General features: G+C 57.4%; 20 protein-coding genes. 4 read left to right on the top strand and 16 right to left on the bottom strand.

The window, feature by feature from the left end:
- Positions 1-4 precede the first annotated feature (4 nt).
- The 4 genes from EHN06_RS02630 to EHN06_RS02615 all read right to left on the bottom strand — a co-directional run bounded on the left by EHN06_RS02630 (position 5) and on the right by EHN06_RS02615 (position 4,523).
- On the bottom strand, positions 5-646 hold the full coding sequence (locus tag EHN06_RS02630) for a 3-oxoacid CoA-transferase subunit B (protein ID WP_127329930.1): 642 nt from the start codon (positions 644-646) through the stop codon (positions 5-7).
- Entirely contained in the window at positions 633-1,313 is a 681-nt protein-coding gene (locus EHN06_RS02625) for a 3-oxoacid CoA-transferase subunit A (protein ID WP_127329928.1), read from the bottom strand. Before EHN06_RS02625 ends, EHN06_RS02630 begins: the two co-directional genes overlap by 14 nt.
- An 18-nt stretch (positions 1,314-1,331) precedes the next feature.
- Positions 1,332-3,284, bottom strand: coding sequence for a TRAP transporter permease (locus EHN06_RS02620; protein WP_164735577.1), 1,953 nt, complete (start codon positions 3,282-3,284; stop codon positions 1,332-1,334).
- An 84-nt stretch (positions 3,285-3,368) separates the two neighbouring features.
- On the bottom strand, positions 3,369-4,523 hold the full coding sequence (locus EHN06_RS02615; RefSeq protein ID WP_127329926.1) for a TAXI family TRAP transporter solute-binding subunit: 1,155 nt from the start codon (positions 4,521-4,523) through the stop codon (positions 3,369-3,371).
- Positions 4,524-4,922: 399 nt separating this feature from the next.
- Between EHN06_RS02615 and EHN06_RS02610 the strand changes: the two genes are divergently transcribed.
- The 3 genes from EHN06_RS02610 to EHN06_RS02600 are packed head-to-tail and all read left to right on the top strand — an operon-like array spanning position 4,923 to position 8,050.
- Entirely contained in the window at positions 4,923-5,606 is a 684-nt protein-coding gene (locus EHN06_RS02610; RefSeq protein ID WP_228257398.1) for a nitroreductase, read from the top strand.
- Between the two features lie 14 nt (positions 5,607-5,620).
- Entirely contained in the window at positions 5,621-7,048 is a 1,428-nt protein-coding gene (locus EHN06_RS02605) for a hypothetical protein (RefSeq protein ID WP_127329924.1), read from the top strand.
- A 33-nt stretch (positions 7,049-7,081) separates the two neighbouring features.
- Positions 7,082-8,050 carry an NAD(P)H-dependent flavin oxidoreductase gene (locus tag EHN06_RS02600; protein ID WP_127329922.1) on the top strand — a complete coding sequence of 323 codons (969 nt, stop codon included), beginning with the start codon at positions 7,082-7,084 and terminating at the stop codon, positions 8,048-8,050.
- An 84-nt stretch (positions 8,051-8,134) separates the two neighbouring features.
- Here EHN06_RS02600 and EHN06_RS02595 read toward each other — a convergent pair whose 3' ends face one another.
- The 9 genes from EHN06_RS02595 to EHN06_RS02555 all read right to left on the bottom strand — a co-directional run bounded on the left by EHN06_RS02595 (position 8,135) and on the right by EHN06_RS02555 (position 17,834).
- Positions 8,135-8,917, bottom strand: coding sequence for an enoyl-CoA hydratase/isomerase family protein (locus tag EHN06_RS02595; RefSeq protein WP_127329920.1), 783 nt, complete (start codon positions 8,915-8,917; stop codon positions 8,135-8,137).
- Positions 8,918-8,935: 18 nt separating this feature from the next.
- Positions 8,936-10,018 carry an acyl-CoA dehydrogenase family protein gene (locus tag EHN06_RS02590; RefSeq protein ID WP_127329918.1) on the bottom strand — a complete coding sequence of 361 codons (1,083 nt, stop codon included), beginning with the start codon at positions 10,016-10,018 and terminating at the stop codon, positions 8,936-8,938.
- Between the two features lie 53 nt (positions 10,019-10,071).
- Positions 10,072-11,232, bottom strand: a complete 1,161-nt coding sequence (locus tag EHN06_RS02585) for an acyl-CoA dehydrogenase family protein (protein ID WP_127329916.1) — start codon at positions 11,230-11,232, stop codon at positions 10,072-10,074.
- A gap of 48 nt (positions 11,233-11,280) precedes the next feature.
- Positions 11,281-12,852 carry a long-chain-fatty-acid--CoA ligase gene (locus EHN06_RS02580; RefSeq protein ID WP_164735576.1) on the bottom strand — a complete coding sequence of 524 codons (1,572 nt, stop codon included), beginning with the start codon at positions 12,850-12,852 and terminating at the stop codon, positions 11,281-11,283.
- Between the two features lie 48 nt (positions 12,853-12,900).
- The gene (locus tag EHN06_RS02575; protein ID WP_127329912.1) at positions 12,901-14,247 is read right to left on the bottom strand and encodes a TRAP transporter large permease; all 1,347 of its coding nucleotides are present in this window, start codon (positions 14,245-14,247) and stop codon (positions 12,901-12,903) included.
- Complete coding sequence (locus EHN06_RS02570) at positions 14,247-14,846, bottom strand: TRAP transporter small permease (protein WP_127329910.1); 600 nt, start codon at positions 14,844-14,846, stop codon at positions 14,247-14,249. The genes EHN06_RS02575 and EHN06_RS02570 overlap by 1 nt, the downstream gene beginning before the upstream one ends.
- Before the next feature lie 142 nt (positions 14,847-14,988).
- Positions 14,989-16,065, bottom strand: coding sequence for a C4-dicarboxylate TRAP transporter substrate-binding protein (locus tag EHN06_RS02565; RefSeq protein WP_127329908.1), 1,077 nt, complete (start codon positions 16,063-16,065; stop codon positions 14,989-14,991).
- Between the two features lie 109 nt (positions 16,066-16,174).
- On the bottom strand, positions 16,175-17,242 hold the full coding sequence (locus EHN06_RS02560) for a C4-dicarboxylate TRAP transporter substrate-binding protein (RefSeq protein ID WP_127329906.1): 1,068 nt from the start codon (positions 17,240-17,242) through the stop codon (positions 16,175-16,177).
- A 148-nt stretch (positions 17,243-17,390) separates the two neighbouring features.
- On the bottom strand, positions 17,391-17,834 hold the full coding sequence (locus tag EHN06_RS02555; protein WP_127329904.1) for a PaaI family thioesterase: 444 nt from the start codon (positions 17,832-17,834) through the stop codon (positions 17,391-17,393).
- Positions 17,835-18,121: 287 nt separating this feature from the next.
- Here EHN06_RS02555 and EHN06_RS02550 point away from each other — a divergent pair, with 287 nt between their 5' ends.
- Positions 18,122-18,901: an enoyl-CoA hydratase-related protein gene (locus tag EHN06_RS02550; protein ID WP_127329902.1), complete on the top strand. Its 780-nt coding sequence runs from the start codon at positions 18,122-18,124 to the stop codon at positions 18,899-18,901.
- A 39-nt stretch (positions 18,902-18,940) separates the two neighbouring features.
- Here the strand turns inward: EHN06_RS02550 and EHN06_RS02545 are convergent, their stop codons facing one another.
- Genes EHN06_RS02545 through EHN06_RS02535 form a run of 3 tightly spaced genes read right to left on the bottom strand, consistent with a single transcriptional unit; the run spans position 18,941 to position 22,505 of the window.
- Positions 18,941-20,494, bottom strand: a complete 1,554-nt coding sequence (locus EHN06_RS02545) for an acyl-CoA synthetase (RefSeq protein ID WP_206075713.1) — start codon at positions 20,492-20,494, stop codon at positions 18,941-18,943.
- 40 nt (positions 20,495-20,534) lie between these two features.
- Positions 20,535-21,329: an enoyl-CoA hydratase/isomerase family protein gene (locus EHN06_RS02540; protein ID WP_127329900.1), complete on the bottom strand. Its 795-nt coding sequence runs from the start codon at positions 21,327-21,329 to the stop codon at positions 20,535-20,537.
- A gap of 45 nt (positions 21,330-21,374) precedes the next feature.
- Positions 21,375-22,505: a CaiB/BaiF CoA transferase family protein gene (locus tag EHN06_RS02535; RefSeq protein WP_127329898.1), complete on the bottom strand. Its 1,131-nt coding sequence runs from the start codon at positions 22,503-22,505 to the stop codon at positions 21,375-21,377.
- Positions 22,506-22,509 lie beyond the last annotated feature (4 nt).

The raw sequence follows: 22,509 nt of genomic DNA, 5'->3' as shown, positions 1-22,509 counted from the left end.
GGTTTCAGACCGGAGGCAACAAACGGGTACCGGTGAGAGCCTGCACATCCGCAAAGGAGTTGTCGCCAAACAGCTCAACCACCTGCAGTCCGTCCGTTGTCACATCGATAACCGCCAGGTCCGTGAAAATCCTGCGCACGACGCCTGCCCCGGTCAACGGGTAGGTACACTCCTCCAGTATCTTTGGCTGGTTGTCACGGGTGGTATGGCGCATCACGACAAACAGCTTTCTGGCCCCAACCGCGAGATCCATGGCACCACCAACCGCAGGCGGAAACTTGTCATTGTCCGTTGCCCAGTTAGCGATATCGCCACGCGAGGAGACCTGAAACGCACCCAATACGGCAATATCCAGGTGGCCGCCGCGCATCATGCCAAACGATTCCGCGTTATCGAAATAGCAGCCGCCGGGCAACAGCGTGACATATTGCTTGCCCGCGTTAATCAGGTTGGGATTCTCCTCACCCGGGACCGGCGCCGGTCCGACACCAAGAATACCGTTCTCGCTGTGATATATGACCTGCTTATCCGCAGAAACATAGTTTGCGACCTTTGTCGGCATCCCGATTCCGAGATTAACGTAGGCACCGTCCGGGATATCCTGAGCGACACGCTGGGCCATTTCGTCGGGATTAAGCCGCAACATCACATTCCTCCTCTGCCACTACCCGGTCCACGAAGATGCCGGGCGTCACTACATGTTCGGGGTCCAGGCTTCCAACGCTCACGATTTGCCCTACCTCGGCAATGGTTGTCTTCGCGGCTGCCGCCATCATCGGGTTAAAGTTCCTGCCCGCCGTGTTATAGGTCAGGTTCCCCCACGGATCCGCGCATTCCGCGCGCACCAGTGCAAAGTCGGCGTGCAACGGCATCTCAAGCACATAGCCCTTGCCATCAATCACCCGGGTTTCCTTTCCTTCCGCCAGCCTGGTGCCGTAACCGGTCGGTGTGAGGAAACCACCAATCCCGGCGCCCGCGATCCGGATTCGCTCGCTGAGAGTGCCCTGGGGCACTAATTCCAACTCCACTGAACCTTCCTCAAAACGTTTCTCGAACCAGATCGAACCGGCGGAGCGGGGGAACGAACAGACGATCTTCTTGACCAGCCCGTCCCGAAGCAGTGAAGCAATCCCCTCCTCCGCCACGCCGGCGTTGTTGGAGATCACGGTCAGTTCCCTTGCTCCGTGACGGCGCAGTGCCTCAATTAATTGCAGCGGGATCCCCGAACTGCCAAAACCACCGATCATTACCCTGGCACCGTCGGGGATATCAGCAACAGCGTCTTCAGCTGTCTTCACTTGCTTGTCAATCACAGTGCACCACCTTTCAACTCAGTTATTGACCACCACCATGGAGGACGGATTAAGAAACCGCTTGCCGGCATACATCAGAACGATCACTGCCAGTCCCACACCGTCGGACACCAGATCCGGATAGATCATCAGTCCACCGGCAATCAGGGCGAGTGCCCGTAATGGAATACCAATGACACCGATACGATACAGGTACCCTTCCATCGCCGAGGCCATCAGCCAGATAGCGGTAATGGCCGTCACTGCGGACAACAGGATGCCGGAAAGCTCGCCCTGAAGGATCAGGGACGGGTTCAACACAAACAGGAACGGCAAGATAAACAGGATGCCACCCAGTCGCATGGCGTAGACGCCGGTTTTTGTGGCATTGGAGCCGGCGACACCCGCAGCCGTTATAGCCGCCAGCGAAACCGGAGGCGTGATGTAGGACAACATCCCCCAGTAGAGAATAAACAGGTGACTGGCCAAGGGGTTCAGGCCGGCATTCACCAGAGCCGGAGCCAGCAGGATGGACAGGAAGATGTAGCAGGCACTGACCGTCATGCCCATGCCGAGGATAAAGCTGGTCACCGCACCGGCTGCCAGCATCAGCGGGATACTGCCATCGGCATAAAGCAACAACTCGCGGGAAAAGGCACCGGCCACACCGGTGTAGGACAACCCGCCGACCACCAGACCGATACCCGCCAGGATCGCCACCAGATTCGACACGTTGGTCGTCAGGTCCGCGATAAATGCCCGCGCCCGTCGCAGGTTCAGACGGTACTCGCGCTTGAACAATGCCACTACGAGCAATACGACCGACGCATAGTAAGGCGCATAGGCTTCCAGTCGCATGAACAGCAACATATAGATCAGCATGACCAGGGACAGCAGGTATGGCCAGCCCTCTTTCAGGGTTTCCTTGAGTGAGGGAATCTCAGAGTCTGGCAACCCTTTCAGGCCCCGGCGGGCGGCATAGTTATCAACCTGAAACAGCAGGGCCAGGTAGAACAACAGGGCCGGCAGGAAAGCGGCAATCATGATCTCTGCGTAGGGCACCCCCAGGAACGAAGCCATGATAAACGCCACGGCCCCCATCACCGGTGGCATCAGGGTGCCGCCGGTTGAGGCACAAGCCTCGACAGCACCGGCATAGTGCGCCGGATAGCCGGTCTTTTTCATGGTCGGGATCGTAATCGGACCAGTGGTCAGGATGTTGGAAATAACACTGCCCGAGAGGCTGCCCAGAATTCCGCTGGACATCACCGACACTTTGGCCGGACCACCCCGGCTGCGGCCCATCAGGGCTGTGGCAAACTTCATAAAGAAGTCACCACCGCCGGTGATCGTCAGGGCCGCACCAAACACCACAAAACCGATAACCAGTTGGGCTACCACCTGCATGGGGATACCAATGATACTCTCGACACCAATAACGTGGGCCCGGATCAACTCCGGCAGCTCGTATTGGTTACCCCAAAGAAACCCGGGCATGCTGTCCGCATAAAGCGGGTAGCTGCCAAAGAACAGCGAAACAAACAGCAGCGGCCAGCCACCACAACGACGCACGCCCTCCAGCACCAGAACCAGCAGAATTCCGGAGAAAACCGTGGCTTCGGTGGGCGCCTCGTACTCCCACCCCATATTGATCATGACCAGGCCGTAATACCCCAGATAGCCACAGGAAATCAGTGCCAGCGATGCCAGCACCCAGTCATACCAGGAAATCCGGTCCCTGGCGCCCGACCAGGCAGGAAAGCACAAAAAAGCAGCGGCCAGGAAAATACCGATAAGGTAATACAGGTACGAGTTCCCCAACGGTTCAAAGCCCAGGATTTTCAGGTTAAACGTCTGATTGATGGCCATCAGCAAGCCCAGCCCGCCAAGGGTCAGGGCGACCCAGTAACCCACTCCCGTGAGCCGGCCCTTACCGGATGCTGCTGTTTTTTCGGACGGAGTTTGGGCATCAGAGCCCTGATGGGAAGTCATGGTACGGAACTCTCCGGAGATAATCGTAAGGGCGACGGCCGGTCAACGACACGCCGCCCGCATCAACATTGGGAGTCAATGCAATCAGAGGGATTCAAGTGCCTGCTGGCGATGGCTTTCCCAGATCTCGGCAAACGCCTCATCGCCCTTGCCCTCACCTTCAGCCACGGCTTTCGGCCAGGCTTCCAGAAGCGCATTCAGGCGAGCAGTACGGGCCTCGTTCCAGGACTGATGCTCCTCCGTCCAGATGCCCTTCTCCTTCAGGTAACGAATCGCCCCCTCATGGAAAGGCACATCGATGGAAGGCACGCCCGACAGATCGATATCCCAGCGAGGCATTGCTGCTGTCGCGTCTTTGTACATCGGATAGGTCTCATCCACTGCCGTGAGCAGGTTGTAGACCTCGTCCGCACTGGCATCGGACCGCACTGCCAGTACCGGGTAGCGGTAGGCCACGATGTTCACCGGGTTCTCCTCGCTGATGCCCGCACCGATGGTCTCGGTATAGGAGGCCATAAAGGGTGCCACTTCGCTGATTTTTTCCCAGGCGTCCTTGTCGTTCGGGTCCATGTTCAGCCAGCGAATGCCCCGGGGCGACTCGGCCAGCTCATAGACATGGCTCGGCGTGGTGGTGGTGCAGGAGGCGTCGGCCTCGTTGCGCGCCAGGGAGCTCATGGCGCTGGCATAGGTGGGGAACATCACCGCGTCCACGTCCTCGCGGGTCAGCCCGGCAAATGACAGAATGGCATCGCACTTCACGTTGATGGAGGGGTTACCCGCTACATAGGCGAAGCGGTGGCCCTTCAGTTCTTCCAGGGAATGGATGTTGGCATCCGCTGCGGTAAAGATACCGATGGACGATGGCCGCCCGGCGATGGCTCGAAGATCCTGGGGTCCCCAGCGACGAGTCGAGAAATCGTGCACCCCTTCCGCCGCAAAGAACGTTTCAGTTGCAAGGAAGCCAACGTCCGCGCGACCACTGAGCAAGGGTTGCAGACGCCCTATCGCCGAACCGGAGGGCTGGATGCGAATACGGGTGCCGTACTTTTTGCCAAACGCATCCGCAATGGCAGAGGCTTCGGCGTAACCGGCGGACCCGACATCGTACGAGGACCAGGTCATGGTATCCGGAAGCTGGGGATCAGCCGCGTGAACAGAGGCGCTTGCCCCCAGGGTAAGGGCTGCGGAACACAGCGAAACCGTCAGTGGCCGCATAAGACTTGCTGAACGAAAAATCATAGTGTCTCCCGATGTTATTGTTGTTTCGACATTGCCCTGCCAACACAAAAAAGCATCGACAGATGAACTGCTATAAAAAAAGTACATGCAGTTCGCAACAACCTAAACCTTCATCCAGAACAGGTCAACGATTTACCTATTCGCTAGTAAACCATTATTTTATTGGTGGTATGTTTATTTTTTATATCGGCGAAACGCCAGTGATAGCAAGGCCTTCGGTGACTGCTGCACACCTTTTAAAATGGATCGTGCGAATACATCAGACACTCTCAAGTCGCGCCCACCCTCCATAAGGCATAAAATTCGAGCATAGATACAATAAAAAATATGCTTTTCCATATGAGGGACAAACTTGTTAACGTGAGCCATCTACCGATCAAACGTTTTCCGGAGAACACGATGGTCCCTCTCAAACCAACCATGCCGTTGCTCGACGCCGTAACCACGCGACGCTCTATCAGAGGCTTTCTTCCCGAACCAGTACCCCGGGAGGTGCTCGCACACGTATTCGAGATAGCCCAACAGGCCCCCTCGAACTGCAACACTCAACCCTGGAAGGCGTTTGTGGCTTCCGGCGAAACGAAAGAGAAACTTCGCCAGAAATTTCTTGAGCGCCAGAAAGACGCCGTTCCCGGCAACCCCGATTTTAATTACGTATCCCGTTTCGAAGGTGAGTACCGTACACGCCAGGTCGAATGCGCCGTGGCCCTGTACAACGAAATGGGCATCGCCAGGGACGACAAGGAGGGCCGGTTGCGTGCCGTCAGACGCAACTTCGAGTTCTTTGACGCGCCTCATATTGTCTTTCTCGGCATGGACCGACGGTTCGGATCGACCATTGCCCTCGATGTTGGCATCTACGCCCAGACCCTGATGCTGACCATGCAGGCATTCGGGATCAGTTCCTGCGCCATGGGCAGCATGCGTGCCTATCCTGACCTGGTGCGCGAAGCCTTTGAACTTGATGATCAGACGGGCATTCTGCTTGGCATCAGCTTCGGCTACGAAGACCCGGACATTGACGCCAACCGGACACGGACCACGCGGGAACCGGTGGAAAATACCGTCGCTTTTCGCGAATAATCCGGAAGGATAATGTGAGCACGATCGCACTGAGTCGACCCGGGACCATTGATACGGTCCTGATGAGCCGGAACCTGGCGACCATCAGCCTGCTTACCATTTCGGCGTGTGCGATCATCAGAGAGCTGTCTCCGGTTCCATGGTCCAGTCCGGTGGCGGGTGCCGCCCTGGTGTTGTTCGTGGTACTGCAATGGCCCCGTATCAACCTGACCTACCGGGTATTCGCCGTTCTCGCCCCGACGCTCGCCACCAGCCTCTGGCTTGCGGGGATGATTGATGGCACAACCGTAGCGGCAGGTCTGGATCGTGCCGCCTTTTTTACGTTCTTCCTGACCTCCCTGGCGGTGTTGCGGGAATCCGCCAAGTCGTCGTCTCTGGTTCGCCGTTGTGGCAAGGTGCTGGTCAACCAGCCCCCTGGACGCCGCTATTTTCTGATGGCATTCGGGTCCCACCTGTTCAGTGTGATGCTGAACATTGGCGCCCTGAATGTACTGGGCACCATGATCCGCCGGGCCATCCGTCCCTCATCCGACCCGGAAACCCAGCGTATCGGTGCCATCCGTAGCCGGCGGATGCTGACCGCCACTCTGCGAGGGTTCTGTGGTGTTCCCCTGTGGGCACCCACATCGGTGACCATGTTGCTGGTCTTGTCCGGCATCCCCGATCTGAGCTGGGAACAATATGCCCCGCTGGGGTTACTCTGGACCCTGTTGTTTATCCTCTGGGGAGCCGTTCTTGACCGTTTTTCTTACCCCAAACCCAGAACTCACAGGGTGAGTGGTGGGGGGCTGAGGCAATTGATCCCCCTGGTATTCCTGGTGGCGTTGGTTCCCGGACTGGCCTATGCGCTGGCACAAGTGACCGGCCTGCAACTCTTCTCGGCCCTGCTCATGTGCGCTCCGCTCATCGGTCTGATCTGGATATGGGTTCAGTATCGAGGGCTCAGGACAGGCGTGAAAGCCGGCTTACTCTTACGGCGAATGCGACGGTCTTTCCCTGAAACGTTTACCAACCAGCGCAATGAAGTCGTATTGTTTACCTCCTCCGGCTTTATCGGGGTCATTCTGATTCCGTTGATTGATCCGGAGGCGGCCAGCGCGTTCCTCGTTCAGGCAGACATTGGCAACGCCACGCTGATGGTCTGCATCTCCCTGATCATGCTTACGTTCTCGTTTATCGGCATCAACGCCATCATTACCGTGACCCTGATGCTGGGCGCCCTCCAACAGATACCCAACCTTGGCATCTCCCCGCTGGTCCAGGCTTCGGTTATCGCCATCACCTGGGCCGTTTTTGCGGGGGCGTCGCCCTTTACCGCGTCACTGCGCTTTATCTCCAATTTCTCCGGTGTCTCACCATTACGCTTTGGCATCGAGTGGAATGGATGGTTCAGCGGAAGCGTACTGGCCATAATGTATATCACGCTTTATGTGATGCTTTAATTCACTACAAACACAGATCAGGAGCAGTCTCCCATGAGCCTTCCAGCTAACATCAAAGATCAGTTGACACTCCCTGTCCTCTGCTCCCCGATGTTCATCATTTCCAATCCCAAAATGGTGATCGAACAGTGTAAAAGCGGCGTTATAGGATCTTTCCCGGCCTTGAACGCCCGCCCGGCGGAAAAACTGGACGAGTGGCTAACGCAGATCGATGAGGAACTGGCTGCGTACAAGGCCGCCAATCCCGATGCCAAGGTGGCCCCCTATGCGGTCAACCAGATTGCTCACCCCACCAATGATCGCCTGGAACACGACACTCAGGTCTGCGTGAAACACAAGGTACCCATCATTATCACCAGCCTGCAGGCCAACCCGATGGTAATCGAAGCCGTTCACAGCTATGGCGGCCAGGTTTTCCATGACGTCACCAACATCCGCCACGCGAAAAAGGCCCTGAGCCTGGGCGTTGATGGTCTGATCCTGGTCACTGCCGGTGCCGGCGGGCACGCCGGCACCCTCAGTCCGTTCGCACTGCTCTCGGAAATCCGCACCTTCTTCGACGGTCCGGTCATCCTTGGCGGCGCCATTACCAAAGGCAACCATGTCCTCAGTGCCGAGGTCATGGGAGCGGATATGGCCTATATGGGGACTCGTTTCATCGCCACCGAAGAAGCCAATGCCGAGCCCTCCTACAAGGACATGATCCTCGAGTCATCCGCTTCCGACATCGTCTACACCAATCTCTTCACCGGGGTTCATGGCAACTACCTTCGCGGCAGCATAAAAAAGGCGGGGCTGGACCCTGACAACCTGCCCTCCTCAGACAAAAGCAAGATGAGCTTCGGTTCGGGAGGCGGCAGCAAGAGCAAGGCCTGGAAGGATATCTGGGGCGCGGGTCAGGGTGTTGGCGGGATTACCCAGTTGCTGTCCGTGGCGGACACGGTGGCCAAACTGCGCGACGAGTATGAGTCCGCCAAGGCACGGGTGTCTGGAGAACAGTAAGTTGTTGGTTTGTCGGATTACGCCTGCGGCTAATCCGACACCTAAAACAAAAGGAGACCATCCGCAGCCCCCTTTTGCCATGACTCAGGACCGCGTGAAGTTGCCCTCGCGGCGCTCAGTAACCGCCGCCATCCCCTCTTTATGATCGTCGGTCTTGGCCAACCAGACCTGCTCGGCAAACTCGTGCTCCAGCCGGCTCTTGAGTTCCTCCTCCAGTCCCTGTCGCAGTGTTGCCCGGGTGGATTCCACCGCAAGGGGAGCACACTGTGCGATTTCCGTGGCCAGGGCGATGGCCTCCTCCCGCACCTGGTCCGCCGGTACCAGACTATCGGCCAGGCCGTACTCCAGCGCCTCGTCACCTTTGATCCGGCGACCGGTCAGCAGCATCAAATTGGCCCGTTGCTGGCCAATCAACCGGGGCAACACCAGGCTGATGCCAAAGCCCGGGTGAATACCGAGTTTGACGAAATTGGCCGCGAACCGTGTCTCCGGGCAGACCACACGAAAATCCGGCACCAGTGAAAGCCCCAAACCACCGCCGATCGCGGCACCATGGATGGCACCCACTACCGGCTTTTTACATGCGTACAGCCGCGCTGCAGCCTTATACAAAGTGATCGCACTGTTGTCCGAATCCGCCTTGAACAGATCGCTGCCGTTTGACGAAAAATCAGCGCCTGCGCAGAACGCTTTCCCCTGGGCCGCCAGCACGATCGCCCGGCATTGACTGTCCTGCTCCAGGGACTCGAAGCATTCCGCAATGTGCTCTATCAGGCGGACATCAAAGAAGTTCAACGGCGGCCGGCGAATTTCCACCACGGCGACGTGGTCGTGCCACTCAATCGCAACATCATCAAATGATTTCATCGGTTCTCCCTGTTGTTTCTAACGGGACACAATATCCCAGACCTGGCCACCTTCCGCACGGCCATGACAGATGTCGTTGGCCACACTCTTGCCAATGCGTTCGGACCAGTAGAACTCCGACCCGTATTCCTCCCGCCAGCTCCAGATGCGACGGCTGTATTGCTGCAGCGGGTATTCAAAGCTGAAGCCCATGGCACCGTGGGACTGATGCGCCAATCGGGATACCGTCGCAGCGCCCTCAGAGGTCACCACCTTGGCGGTCGCCACTGGCAGGAAAGCCACGTTATCACCACTGAACGGTTCGGGGTGTTCCGACAGCATCCGGATCGCCTGCTCAACGGCGGCATTGGCCAGCGCACTTTCACCGGCGATGTCCGCCACCTTGTGCTGAATCGCCTGGAACTTGCCCAGGGGGCGACCAAACTGTTGCCGCTCCTTGACATAACCCACCGTCAATTCGGTGATCTTTTCAAAAGCGCCGGCGATCTGACTGGCTCGCACCAGGGCACAGAATTGCCTGAGTCCGTCTTCGGTCATGTTATCAACGACCGGGGAAAGCTGTACCGGCACCGCATTTTCCAATATGACCCTGGCCCGGGATTCGCCTGCAAGGCTCTCACACTCTTCAATGGCCAGACTATCGAAAGCAAACGTGGCAACCCTGATCAGCCCCCGGTCGGAAACGGGAACCACCAGCAGTGACCCGCTGACCACTCCCGGCGCATTGTTGACCACACCGGTGACCGTTCCGTTATCAACAACCGGCAGTTGACCACCGTCAAACACCAGGGCAGCCCAACTGTCCGCCACCTCAAGGCCACTTTCGGCAAGCACGAGGTTGGCAACCATGGTTTCCACCAGTGGTACCGGCATAGCAAAGCTGGCAGCCTCGCGAATCAGGTTAAAGCCCAGGGCGAGAGAGCCGCCCACACCGCCCGCGTTCTCCGATACCCAGGCCAACGGAAGGCCGGCGGCCATCACCGCATCACACAAGGCTTCCGGGGGCTGACCAATCTCTGCCCGGTTGACCACCTCGGCCCCGGAGTGATCAGAAAACAGCCTGCGGGCCGTATCGAGAATTAACTGGTCTGTTTGTTCCATATCACATCCTCTGATGAGTCATCCGCCATTCGGGTTATTCAATGCAGGGTGACTTACCTCAACCCCAGTCCTCTGGCGACAATGCCCTTGAGTACCTCATTGGTTCCCCCGCGCAGGGTGAATGACGGTTGGCGCAACAGGCTATCGGAGAGGAGATAGTGCAGCTCGTCACCGAAGTTCTGTTTTAGCTGGATTGGCCAGAATTCGCGTAAGCGCTCGATAATATCCTGCTCCAGACGTGTCCCCAGGTCCTTCACCAGGGCCGCCTCCACATCGGGGGATTGCCCCTGCCCTAACAAGGCCGCGACGCCCAATGACATAGCCCGCAGCGCACGGATACGGGCCAGTATGCTGCCAATAACCCTGGCCTGATGCCCCTCCATCGACGCGGCACCCTGCTGAATCGCCTTTTCAAGGGCAATAAAGGTACTCAGGAACCGTTCAGGCCCCGACCGCTCCAGTGCCAGTTCACTGGTGATCTGCTTCCAGCCCTCACCCACCGCACCGAGTACCGCGTCGTCCGCCACGAACACCTTCTCGAAATGACTTTCATTGAAGTGCTCCACGCCACTCATGTCGCGGATGCCACGAACCGTTACCCCGGGGGAATCCAGCGGCACCAGGAATTGCGTCAGCCCCTCGTGACGCTTTTTTTCGTTCCGCTCGCCGGTGCGCGCCAATACCGTCATGTACTGGCAGCTCTGGGCACCGGAGGACCAGAGTTTGGTTCCGGTGATTTCCCAACCGCCTTCAACACGATGCGCGCGGGTTCTTACCGAGGCCAGATCCGAGCCGGATTCCGGCTCGCTGAGACCCAGGGCCACAAAACACTCACCGGCGGCAATACGAGGCAGTATGCTCTGTTTCATCTCCTCGCTACCCGTCGCCAGAATCAGCGGACCGCTCTGGCGATCCGCGATCCAGTGCGCATGGACCGGGGCGCCAGCAACCAGTAGCTCCTCGGTAATTACATAACGGTGCAGTGCACTGAGTTCACGGCCACCGTATTGCTTCGGCCATGTCACACCGATCCAGCCATGTTGTCCCAGCTTACGGCTGAACTCAGGATCAATACCGGCGCACCAACAATCCGTACCGGGGCGAAAACTGCCATTGCGACTCTCTTCCTGCAGAAAAGAGCGGACGTCTTTACGGAGGCGATCAACACTTTCATCGATGACCGGGGCGGGGAAATTGAAACGGATACTGTCCATAATCACCACACAGTTGAGGGGAAACATAACAACGATACAACCAAGGCATCACTCAGAATTGCCAGCAATCATTCTCTTGAGTTCCGATTTCAGAATCTTGTTCACCGTTGATACCGGTAGCGGTTGCTCCATAAAGGTAACGCCAGTGGGGCACTTGTAATGGGCAATGCGCTCGCGACAGTAGCCGATGATCTCGCTTTCGCTCGCGATGGCATCCTCTTTCAGCCTTACCACGGCATGAACAGATTCCCCCCACTTTTCATGGGGCACACCGATAACGGCACATTCCCGGACATCAGGATGACGGGACAAGACATTCTCGATTTCTATCGGATAGACATTTTCCCCACCGCTGACAATCATGTCCTTGATACGGCCCACAAGGAACAAATAGCCGTCCTCATCCAGGTAGCCACTGTCCCCGGTGTAGTACCAGCCATCCTGTAACACCACCGCCGTCAACTCCGGCGCTCGCCAGTACCCTTTCATGATATTGGCGCCTTTTACGGCTATTTCTCCGACTTCACCCACGCCGAGAGTCTGACGTTCCGCGTTTACGATCCGGACGTGGTTATGGAAAACAGAGCGCCCGACGGACTCCAGCCTTGGCAAGCGGGCGGCCTCCAGGGAATGGTCATCACCGTTGAGCACCGTGACCACCGGAGACGCTTCCGTCATGCCGTAGGACTGCGCAAACGACACCCCGGGCAACTGTTTGAGCGCGCGCTCCAGTAACGCTACCGGCATCGGCGCCGCACCGTAGGTAATCATTCGCAGGCTGGACAGATCGAACTCCCCAAATTGCGGGTGATCAACCATGAGTTGCAGGGTGGTGGGCACCAACTGCATGGTATTGATGCGGTATTGCTCCACCAACCCCATCATCCCCAGCACATCGAATCTGGAGAGGATGACGGTATGGGTCCCCATCATGGTTGCGGTATAAACCCGTGAGCCAGCGGCAGTATGGAACATGGGTCCCGCGAGCAGATGCGTCTCCCTTTCAACCGACTCATAAAGGGGAAGACCGCCAAGCGCATTGGTGAACAGATTAATATGCGTCAGCATGACCCCTTTGGAACGCCCGGTAGTGCCACCGGTATAGAAGAGAATCAGCGTATCGTCATTGCCGCTCGGCTGCAGATCCGTCTTTTCCGCACCTGTCAGCAGGTCTTCGCAGGACAGAAAACCATCCGGTGCATTGCCCTCTCCCGCATAGACAACGGCTTTCAACCAGGGACATTCCCGGCTGATGGTTCTGGCCTGCTCAATGTGGTCACGGTCTGCCAACAACACTGTTGGTTCCGCATCCCGGATACAGTCGACCATCTCACCCGGGGACAGGCGAAAATTCACCGGTACCGTAATCGCCCCCGCCATCGGAGAGGCGAAAAACAGCTCAAAACACCAGTGGGAGTTGAAACCAAGATAGGCCACCCGGTGCCCCACACCAACACCCAGGTTTGCCAATGCCCAGGCCAGACGCCGACAACGTTTGTCGGTTTGTTCCCAGGTAAAGGTCCGCCCTCCGTCGGTCACCGATGGGCTGTCGGGCCACCGCCCCGACGCCTTCTCCAGCAGGTTTACCACGGACACCGCGTGGGCACTCTCAGACATCATACTTTCAACTTCCATTCATTCGTTGAAGACGAACCCCGTCACCCCTCATTACCCCATGCTGTTGGGAATCAGCAGGGAAATGATGGGGAACGAAACAAGCAGTCCCAGCACAATGAGATCCGCCACCAGGAACTTCATCACGCCGAAGAAAATGGTGTGAACCTTGATCTCCCTCGTTACCACGCTATTGATCACGAAAACATTCATGCCCAAAGGCGGTGTCACCAGACCAATTTCCAGCAGCTTGACCACAACCACGCCAAACCAGATCAGGTCCATTCCCATGCCTTCCACCAGGGGAATCACAAAGGGCAGGGTCAGCAGCATGGTGCCAATGGAATCCAGGAACATACCCAACACCACATACAGCAGCACGATGAAAAAGAGCACCATCCAGTTTTCCAGCCCAAGGCTCGCAACAAAGCCCACAAAGGCCCCGGTCACACCGGTAAGGGAGACAAAGGAGACAAAGATTTTGGCGCCAATGGCGATGAAGAACAGTGACGCGGACTGGAACGCCGTTTCCTTCATTGAGTTCAGGAAATCAGACCAGGTCAGGCGACGTGACAGCACGCCAAACGTCAGAGCAAACACCAGGCAAACCGCGGCTGCCTCAGTAGCGGTGAAAAATCCGCCGTAGATACCACCGATGATAATGGTCATCAGCATCAGCGCCGGCCAGCCCTTGATCGCAGCTTTCAGCCGGTCACGACCGGTAAAGTTCAGGTCTTTCGGGGCCGGAGCATCACCCGGTTTCAGCATGGCCCAGATAACGACGACAACAATAAAGCCCGTAATCGTCAGGATGCCCGGCAAGACACCGGCCAGGAACAGCTTGTTTACCGACTGCTCCGTAAACATGCCATACAGAATAAACAGGACGCTCGGAGGAATCAGGGAACCCAATGTGCCGCCCATAGCAACAGTGGAGGTCGCCAGTTGCTTGTTGTACCCGAAGCGCAACATTTCAGGCACACAGATACGACCCATGGAGGATGCACAGGCCAGACTGGAACCGGTGATTGCGGAGAACCCCCCACAGCCAAACAGTGACGCTATCGCCAACCCTCCAGGCATTTTCGCCAGCCACACCCGGACCGCCTCATAGATATCGGTGGTAATTCGAGAGTGATAGGCAATGTGGCCGGCCGCAATAAAGAGCGGGATCATGCTCAGGGAATAGGAGTGGATGAAATCAAAGGCGTTGGACTCGATCAATGCCATGGCCGGGCGCAAACCGCGCTCCAGCATAAACTCACCACCGGGCCGCCAGGCATAGGCAATCAGCGAACACACGGAGGCCACACCCACCAGCACGTAGGCGATCGGCACCCGCATGATCATCAGACACAGTGCGGCGGCAAACCCCCAGCCACCGATTACGGATGCTTCCATCAGTCAGATACCTCATCAGTCGTTACGACACGCCGGCTTTTGATCACCCCCAGGGCCTCGAGGGAATCGTAGATCGCCAGGTCAATCAGCCGGATAAAAAACAGGAAGTACCCCAGGAAAAACATCGTGTGTCCCGGCCATTTAGGCAGCTCCATCAAGCCGAAGAAATAGGCCCCGGATTCGAAAGCATCCACCATCGACAGATAGCCGGCATAGGTGATCGGGGCGACGGCCACCAGGCCAACCACCGCGGTCAGAACATTCAGGAACTGCTGGAACTTGGGACCAAGCCTCTGGGTAAAAATCTCCACCGAGATGAATCCACGACTGGCGGCGACAAACGCCAATGGCAGGATCAGTGCGCCTATCATCATTTCACCGACGATCACCACCTCATCCGGGATACCGGAAGTGGAGAACGTGCGTAACAGGACACTCGTGGTGATGATTGCGCACAGACCAAGAATGCAGATCACGCCGAACAGCAGGAATGCGTTTTCCAGCCAGGCCAGCGAACCTCTCGCGTAGCCCAGTGCCTTCCAGGAAACAGAAGACGGGGCGTGAAGCGGCGTTCGTACAGTGCGCTCAGTGACGACCATGTACACCTCCGATAGGATTCCACCCGTATCCGGGACAAATCCGTCTGATCAATGGGTTATTGTTGTTATCAGTTAAAGTCAGGGGCAGGCACCTGCCGGCAGGCATGCTGACGGCAGGTTGCTCACGGCAAATGTTGTGACATCAGCCCTTTTGCCAGGGATAACCTTCCTCGTTGACTCTGGCTTGATATTTCTCCAGCAATCCCTGATATTCGTCCCAGATAGCCTGGCCATCAAAGCCGGCCTTGTTCATATCCTCAATCCAGGCCTGAATGTGCTTATCCGACTGTTCGAAGAGCTTCGCTCTCTCCTCATCAGACCACTCGATCACTTCCACCTTGTTTCCCAGTTCCCCGGTAGGCAGCTTTTCAATCACTTCCTGACTTTCATCAATCACCGCCTGGGCATAGAAGTCGATCATGTCCGACCCGACCTGCCGGATCATGCTCTGTTGGTCAGCAGAAAGGTCATCCCACGTCCATTTATTCATGACCATCGCAAAGCCAGAAATCTGCCCCCAGTTCATCAGGGCGACACTGCTGGTGACCTCGGGGGTCTTGAATGCCTTCATGGCGTACAGATATCCGCCAGAGCAACTCACCAACCCGGTATCCAGCGCCTGATAAACCTCCGAGTAGGTGAAATTCACCAGATTGGCGCCAACATCATCGAGAATCTTCGCGTAGATCGCCGAAGCACGAACTCTTTCTCCCTCGAAATCTTCCAGGGTCTCAAGGCGCACGTCTTCGGTACACTCGAACTGCATCGGCGTGGTCGTGTAGTTTGTGATATACACGACGTCATTGTCTGAGAACGCCTGTTGCAGCTGCTGGTTGGTGGTCATCAACTCGTACATGGCTCGCATGCCCACCCAGGGATCGGATTCGGGCACCGGGATGTCACCAACGCTCAACGCCCGCATTTTCTGTGGTGCATAGGCCGCAAGCACGGTCCCCATATCCGCCGTACCGGAGGACACGCCGCCAAGAATGGCACTGTATTTCAGAAGCGCCCCACCCCAGTGGATATCCAGTGACATATCACCACCGGATGTCTCTTTCAGCTGATCGGCAAAATATTGCAACGCCTCGGCACGGGAACCACGGTTAGGCGTTGCCTCCGCGTACCGCAATGACATCTCGGCCACTGCCTGGCCAGCGGTCGCCAGCGAGAGCAGAGACCCAAAAGCGAAAGACTTCAGCATCTTGTTTGCAAACATTATATGTATCCTCTTTGCCTGCACCGGGGTGACGGAAATACCCCGGTGCTATCTTCTGCAGCTGGGCACCGGAAGGTTTGACCAGATGCATCCCCATATCCGGATCCGGTCAGCCCTCCCAGGGATAACCGCCTGTTTTGAGTTCATCCTGGTACTGGCCCAGCAATTCAATATATCTGGACCAGATCCTCTCACCGGAAAGCCCCATTTCATTTGCCTCGGCAATCCAGCTGTCGCGATACTTGAGCGTTGCATCCAGAATCTTCTGTCGCTCTCCTTCAGCCATACGGGTCACCGGGACCGTTTTGCCAAAGCTACCGTCGTTCAGTTTTCCCGCGACGTCATCGGATTCGGCAATCATGAGACGGGCGAAGTGATTGATCATATTGGAGCCGGCCTGCAGCATGATGTCCTGCTGCTCCTCATTCAGGTCAGACCACATGTATTCGTTCATCACAATGGCAAAACCCAGCAGCTGCCCCCAGTCGACACGGGTGACCGTCTCAACCACTTCATAGGTCTTGTAGGCGCGCATGGTGTAGAAATAGCTGCCAAGACAATCCAGCAGACCGGTATCCAGCCCCTGGTAGACCTCGCCAAAGGTCATTCCCACCATGTTGCCCCCCAGGTCCGCCAGCACATTGCTGTAGGTACCAGTGGCCCGAAGACGCTTGCCCTCAATGTCGGCAACGGTACGGATCTGATTGCCCTCAGTGCATTCAAACTGAACGCCGGTGGTGCTGAAGTTGCTCAGATAGACCAGGGATTTATCGGCGAGGGATTGCTTGAGTTCCGGTTCGGTGGTCATCAGGTCGTACATGGCCCGCATGCCAACCCAGGGGTCGGAGTATTCGAGGGGAATATCACCGATACCGAGTGCCTTGAGTTCCTGTGGTTCATAGGAAGACAGCACGGTGCCCAGATCGGCGCTGCCGGCGGACACGCCATCCATCACGCCGCTCCATTTCAGCAGGGCGCCGCCCCAGTGGATATCCACCTTGATATCGCCATCGGACAGCCGGTCGACTTCGTCGGCAAAGAACTGAACCGCGGCCGCACGGGTGCCGCGATTCGGCCCTCCCTCGGCGTACCGGAGCGTGATATCCGCGGAGACTTGGGCGACACCAGCAAAGGTAAGGACTGAGGCCGCCAGAAGTGACTTGATTGTAGATCTCATTGCATTGCTTCCCTATCGGGTACTTGTTTTTGTTGAGTGCAGCAACATCGAGCTGACTACCACAGCTCCAAAACTAGCACCGGAAAGCAATATCAACAACGACCCATATTATATAGAACCTATATATCTACAGCATATCTTGTGGTTGTCACGCAGCGGGCACACCCTCTTCCTGTTCACCGCCCAGCACATAGCGAAGAGCGCCCTGACCGGTTGCCACCAGCCCCTCATCCGAGCTGATTCTGGCCTCGACAAAAAACATCTTCCGGCCGCGACTGACCAGGTTGGCCTCAACCCTCAGCCGGCCCTCTTTCACCGGGCTGATAAAGTGCGTGTTCATGGAAACCGTGATGCAGCGTCGGACGTTGCCGGGAACCGCACAGTAGGTCCCGCACAGTCCCGCAGCGCTGTCCATCAAGGACATGAAAACACCACCGTGGACAAAACCGTTACGGTTGAGGTGTTTCTCGTTCATATCCACGTAAAGCACAGCCTTACCGGGGGTCCATTCCGTCACGGTAAAGCCAAGCACCTCACGGAAGCCGTTTATGCTTTCTGCTTCAAGTTCCAGATTCTGGTTATTGTTCGTCATCAGCGCACCTGATCAGTCAAAGACACCTTTGGGCGGTATATTTCACCCTTTTATATACATTTGTTAATTTTGATAGTGACGGAGAATAGCGAACTAACCATCAGCCTACCGTGAACCATCAAACTAACACCACGCATCTTTTGTAGCCTTTACATTTTGTCGATAGGCCCCATGCCAATCCGATATAAGGCATTTATGCCGTCCATGGATATCCTGACAGTACCGCAGGCCAGCTTTCAGCCAGGGCTGCTTCTCTCAAGCCACCATTGTCAATAACGGGAATATCCATGCCGGATTTACTGAGCGAAATAACAAACCATGTGCTGATCATCACCCTGAACCGGCCAGACAGGCTGAACGCACTCAGCCCGGACATGCGTGAAGGCCTTATCGGATTACTTCAGGAACAGACGGACAATCCGTCCTGCCGGGCCGTTCTTATTCGCGGTAACGGTCGGGGCTTTTGCACCGGAGCCGACGTACAGCCGGAACAGATCCTCAAACGTCGCGAGCACATTGGTGCGGAGGTAGAAGCAGGGATTAACCGGATCATTCGTTTGATCACCCATCTTCCGGTACCGGTCATTGCGGCAGTGAACGGGCCAGCAGCGGGGGCCGGTGTCAGCCTTGCCCTGGCGGCAGACCTGATGCTGGTTAACCGGGACGCACGCTTTCATCTGTCGTTCGCCCGGATTGGCGCCGTCATGGACGGAGGCAGCTCCTGGTTTCTGACCCGCACCATCGGCGCCCGGCGAACAGCCTCCCTTGCCCTCACAGGAGGTAACTTCAATGCTGAACAGGCACTGGACTGGGGGCTGGCCCATCAGATGGTGGAGAATGACGAGCTATCCGATACCGCCACCACCCTGGCCGGGGAACTGGCGGCCGGCCCGACCACGGCACTTGGTCTGATCAAACGTGAAATCGCCCTGGCCCAGGCCCAGGATCTGGACACCACACTGACCTTTGAGGCGCGTTGTCAGCAGACCGCGTTCAACACGGATGACTTTGCCGAGGGCATTGACGCGCACCACGAGAAACGAAAGCCGGCATTCTCAGGACAATGACCTCGACAGCGGAACAGTCCGCATGGGGCTGTTCCGATGCTAGATCTTCCGGCCAGCCTGCTGCCAGTATTTATCACGCAGGCGGCGTTTGAATATCTTGCCGGAATCTTCCCTTGGCAGGTCGGAGCCGATCTCGATGGTTTTGGGCACCTTGAACCCCGCCAGATGCTCGCGGAGGTAGACCTTGACTTCGTCTACACAGATACCGTCAGCGCCTTCCGCTTCAACCACCGCCATCACCGATTCGCCAAATTCCTCATCGGGAATCCCGAAGACCGCACAATCCTTGATCCCCGGGTAGTTGTGCAGCACCGACTCGATTTCCGCCGGATAGATATTCACACCACCGGAGATCACCATATCCTTGACCCGGTCGGCGATATACAGGAAACCATCCTCATCCAGATAGCCCATGTCGCCCGAGGTGATGAAGCCATCCCGGTCGATTTCCGCCCGGGCTTCGGGTTTGCCGTGATAGGTGAAATCCAGCAACGGAAACCGGGAGTAGATTTCCCCGACGGTATTGGGAGGCAGGCAGTTGCCCTGTTCATCCAGTATGCGAATTTCCGCCTCCGGGACCGTCTTGCCCACGCTGCCCGGTTTCGCAAGCGCCTGCTCGGAATTGCAGGCAACCACCGCGCTGGATTCGGTAGAGCCATAGAACTCGTTGATCACCGGCCCGAACCACTCGATCATCCTGCGCTTCACATCCGCCGGACAGGGCGCCGCCGCGTGAATAATGAACTCCAGCGACGACAGGTCATACCGGTTGCGCACCGCTTCCGGCAGTTTCAACATGCGAATGAACATGATGGGAACCATGATACCCGCCGTCAGCTTGTACTCCTCTATCAACTGCAGCACACCCTCGGCATCGAAGCGGGGAACAATCACCAACAGGTCACTGATCTTTGAAGCCTGCATGCTGTAGCCGTTCGGGGCGCTGTGATAGAGCGGACCGGGCACCATGCAGCGAGCCCCGGGCGCACAGCCGTAGACCCTGGAACGAAAATCACGCATCTGTGCCGCGCCTTCCTGGTCGAGGGTAACGCGGCGCACGCCCTTGGGATGCCCGGTTGTGCCCGAGGTATACAGCATGGATGACGGTCCGGCCTGCGCCGGCTCCGCGATGGGCTCCTCGGCAGCCAGCCAGGTCTGCCAGTTGGTCTGTCCCTCCGGCACGGCGCACGCATCCGGATCCAGATCAAATGCGGCCCGGATGTCTTCCGGTGTTTCCACCACCAGGCACTGGACATCGCCGGGAATAGCCTGATGAATCCGGCGCCACAGGTCGGCATGGATCACCATCACCCTGGCACCGCAATCCTTGAGGATATATTCCAGCTCTTCCCCGGCCAGATGCCAGTTGATAGGAACGCCATAGGCCCCGACATAATTCGCAGCATGGTTGGCGGTCAGGAAAGGAATATCATTGCGCATGAAAATGCCGACACAATCGCCCGGCTGCACGCCCATACGCTTGAACCCGTTGGCGGCCTGACGGATGTTGTACTGGAATTCTTCATGGGTCAGGTGCCTGCTGCCGCAGACGATGCCTTTGAACGACGCCTTATCGATTGTTGTATTTGTCACTGCGTGTCTCCTGTGAACTTCCTCACCCCCCTTACCAGACTCAGCGGCCGGTAAACTTCGGGGGTCTCTTTTCGTTGAATGCCCTGACACCCTCGACCCAGTCCTCGGCCATGGCGCTGTCGCCGAAGGTTTCGGCCTCCGACTGCAGCTGTTCTTCCAGGGAATTGTCCGACGACTCCAGGATCAGCTTTTTGATGTTGCCATAGGCCTTGGTGGGACCCTTGGCCAGACGTTCCGCCAGGGTCCGGGTTTCGGAGTGCAACTCTTCAGTCGCAACCACCCGGTTGATCAATCCCATGCCCAGGGCCTGCCCGGCGCTAAACCGATCGCCAAGCAGTGCGATTTCCATAGCTCTCTTGGTGCCGACCAGACGTGGCAGGTAATAGGAGGCGCCACCGTCCGGGCTACTGGCGATGTGGGAATAAGCCAGGGTAAAAAACGCATCCTCGGCCGCTACCACCAGATCACAACACAGCGCCAGACTGACCCCCGCGCCGGCCGCCGCCCCGCGAACGCTGGCAATGATGGGTTTGCGCAACCGCCGCATGGTGACCATGATCGTGTTGAGACCGTGAATGCGATTGACAAAGGTCAGTCGACGCTGTTGCGGCGTGAGCTCGGTGAACTCCATGAACGACTTCACATCGCCACCGGCCAGGAAGTGTTCACCCGCTCCCCGGAGAACCACGCAGCGTACGCTGTCATCCGATTCCAGGGCCTGAAGCGTCTCAAGCAGTTTCTGCCGCATCTCGATCGAAAGCGCATTGCGGGCTTCCGGGCGATTCATGGTCAGATAGGCAACGTTGTTTTCTACTTCGTAGAGTAAATGGCTCATTCTGTTATCGTCCTCCTGAACAGGCCCTGCCGGCACGACCGGTCATCAACCGCACGCCGACTGTGCCCGCATCTTGTCGAGTTGTTCAGCGCTGTACCCTACCTCGGTCAGTACCGCATCGGTATCGGCGCCGTAAGGCCGGGCTTCATGCCGGACAGAAGGCTCCGTGCGACTGAACCGGGGCGCGGGTGCCGGCTGTTTGATCCCGCCCACATCCACGTAGGTCTGCCGCGCCAGGTTGTGGGGATGGTGCTGTGCTTCCTTCAGGTCGAGGACCGGCGCGAAGCAGATATCCGTCCCTTCCATCAGCTCACACCATTCATCCCGGGTTTTCCGCAGGAACACCTCCGCAATCGCCTGCTTGAGTTCGGGCCAGCGCGACTGGTCCATCTGTTGCCCGAACTGCTCGCGCGACAGGTTGGCCACCTCAAGCAACTGATTATAGAACTGGGGTTCGATGGAGCCGATGGAGATGTATTTACCGTCGCGAGTTTCATAGGTGTCGTAGAAGTGGGCGCCGCCATCAAGACGATTGGTGCCCCGCTCCAGGGAATGGCGCCCCATCTCATAGGCCGTGTTGAACATCGACATCAGCACGGCGGAACCGTCGGTCATGGCGGCGTCGATGACCTGGCCCTTGCCCGAGGTCCTGGCCTCGAGTATGCCAGAGACGATGCCCAGCGCGAGGAACATGCCGCCTCCACCAAAGTCGCCAACCAGGTTAAGTGGCGGTACCGGCTTCTCTCCCGGACGGCCTATGGCATGAAGCGCCCCGGTGAGAGAGATGTAGTTGATATCATGCCCGGCGGCCTGAGCCATCGGACCATACTGCCCCCACCCGGTCATGCGCCCGTAGATCAGCTTCGGATTACGCTCAAGGCACTGTTCGGGACCGATACCCAGTTTCTCGACCACCCCGGGGCGGAATCCCTCAAACAGGGCATCGGCACCTTCCACCAGTTTAAACAAGGCCTCGACACCGGCCTCGTTCTTGAGATTCAGGGAAATGGATCGTTTGCCCCTGCGACTGCAGTCCAGTGCGGGCTTCTCTGTCTGGACGCCGACACGTTCCACACTGATGACTTCTGCCCCCAGGTCCGCCAACACCATGCCGCAGAACGGACCGGGGCCGATACCGGCCAATTCGATAATACGGACGCCATGTAGCGGTCCCATACAA

Source organism: Marinobacter sp. NP-4(2019) (assembly GCF_003994855.1).
In the GTDB taxonomy this organism is placed as follows: domain Bacteria; phylum Pseudomonadota; class Gammaproteobacteria; order Pseudomonadales; family Oleiphilaceae; genus Marinobacter.
This window is presented reverse-complemented; position numbering and strand designations above follow the sequence as displayed.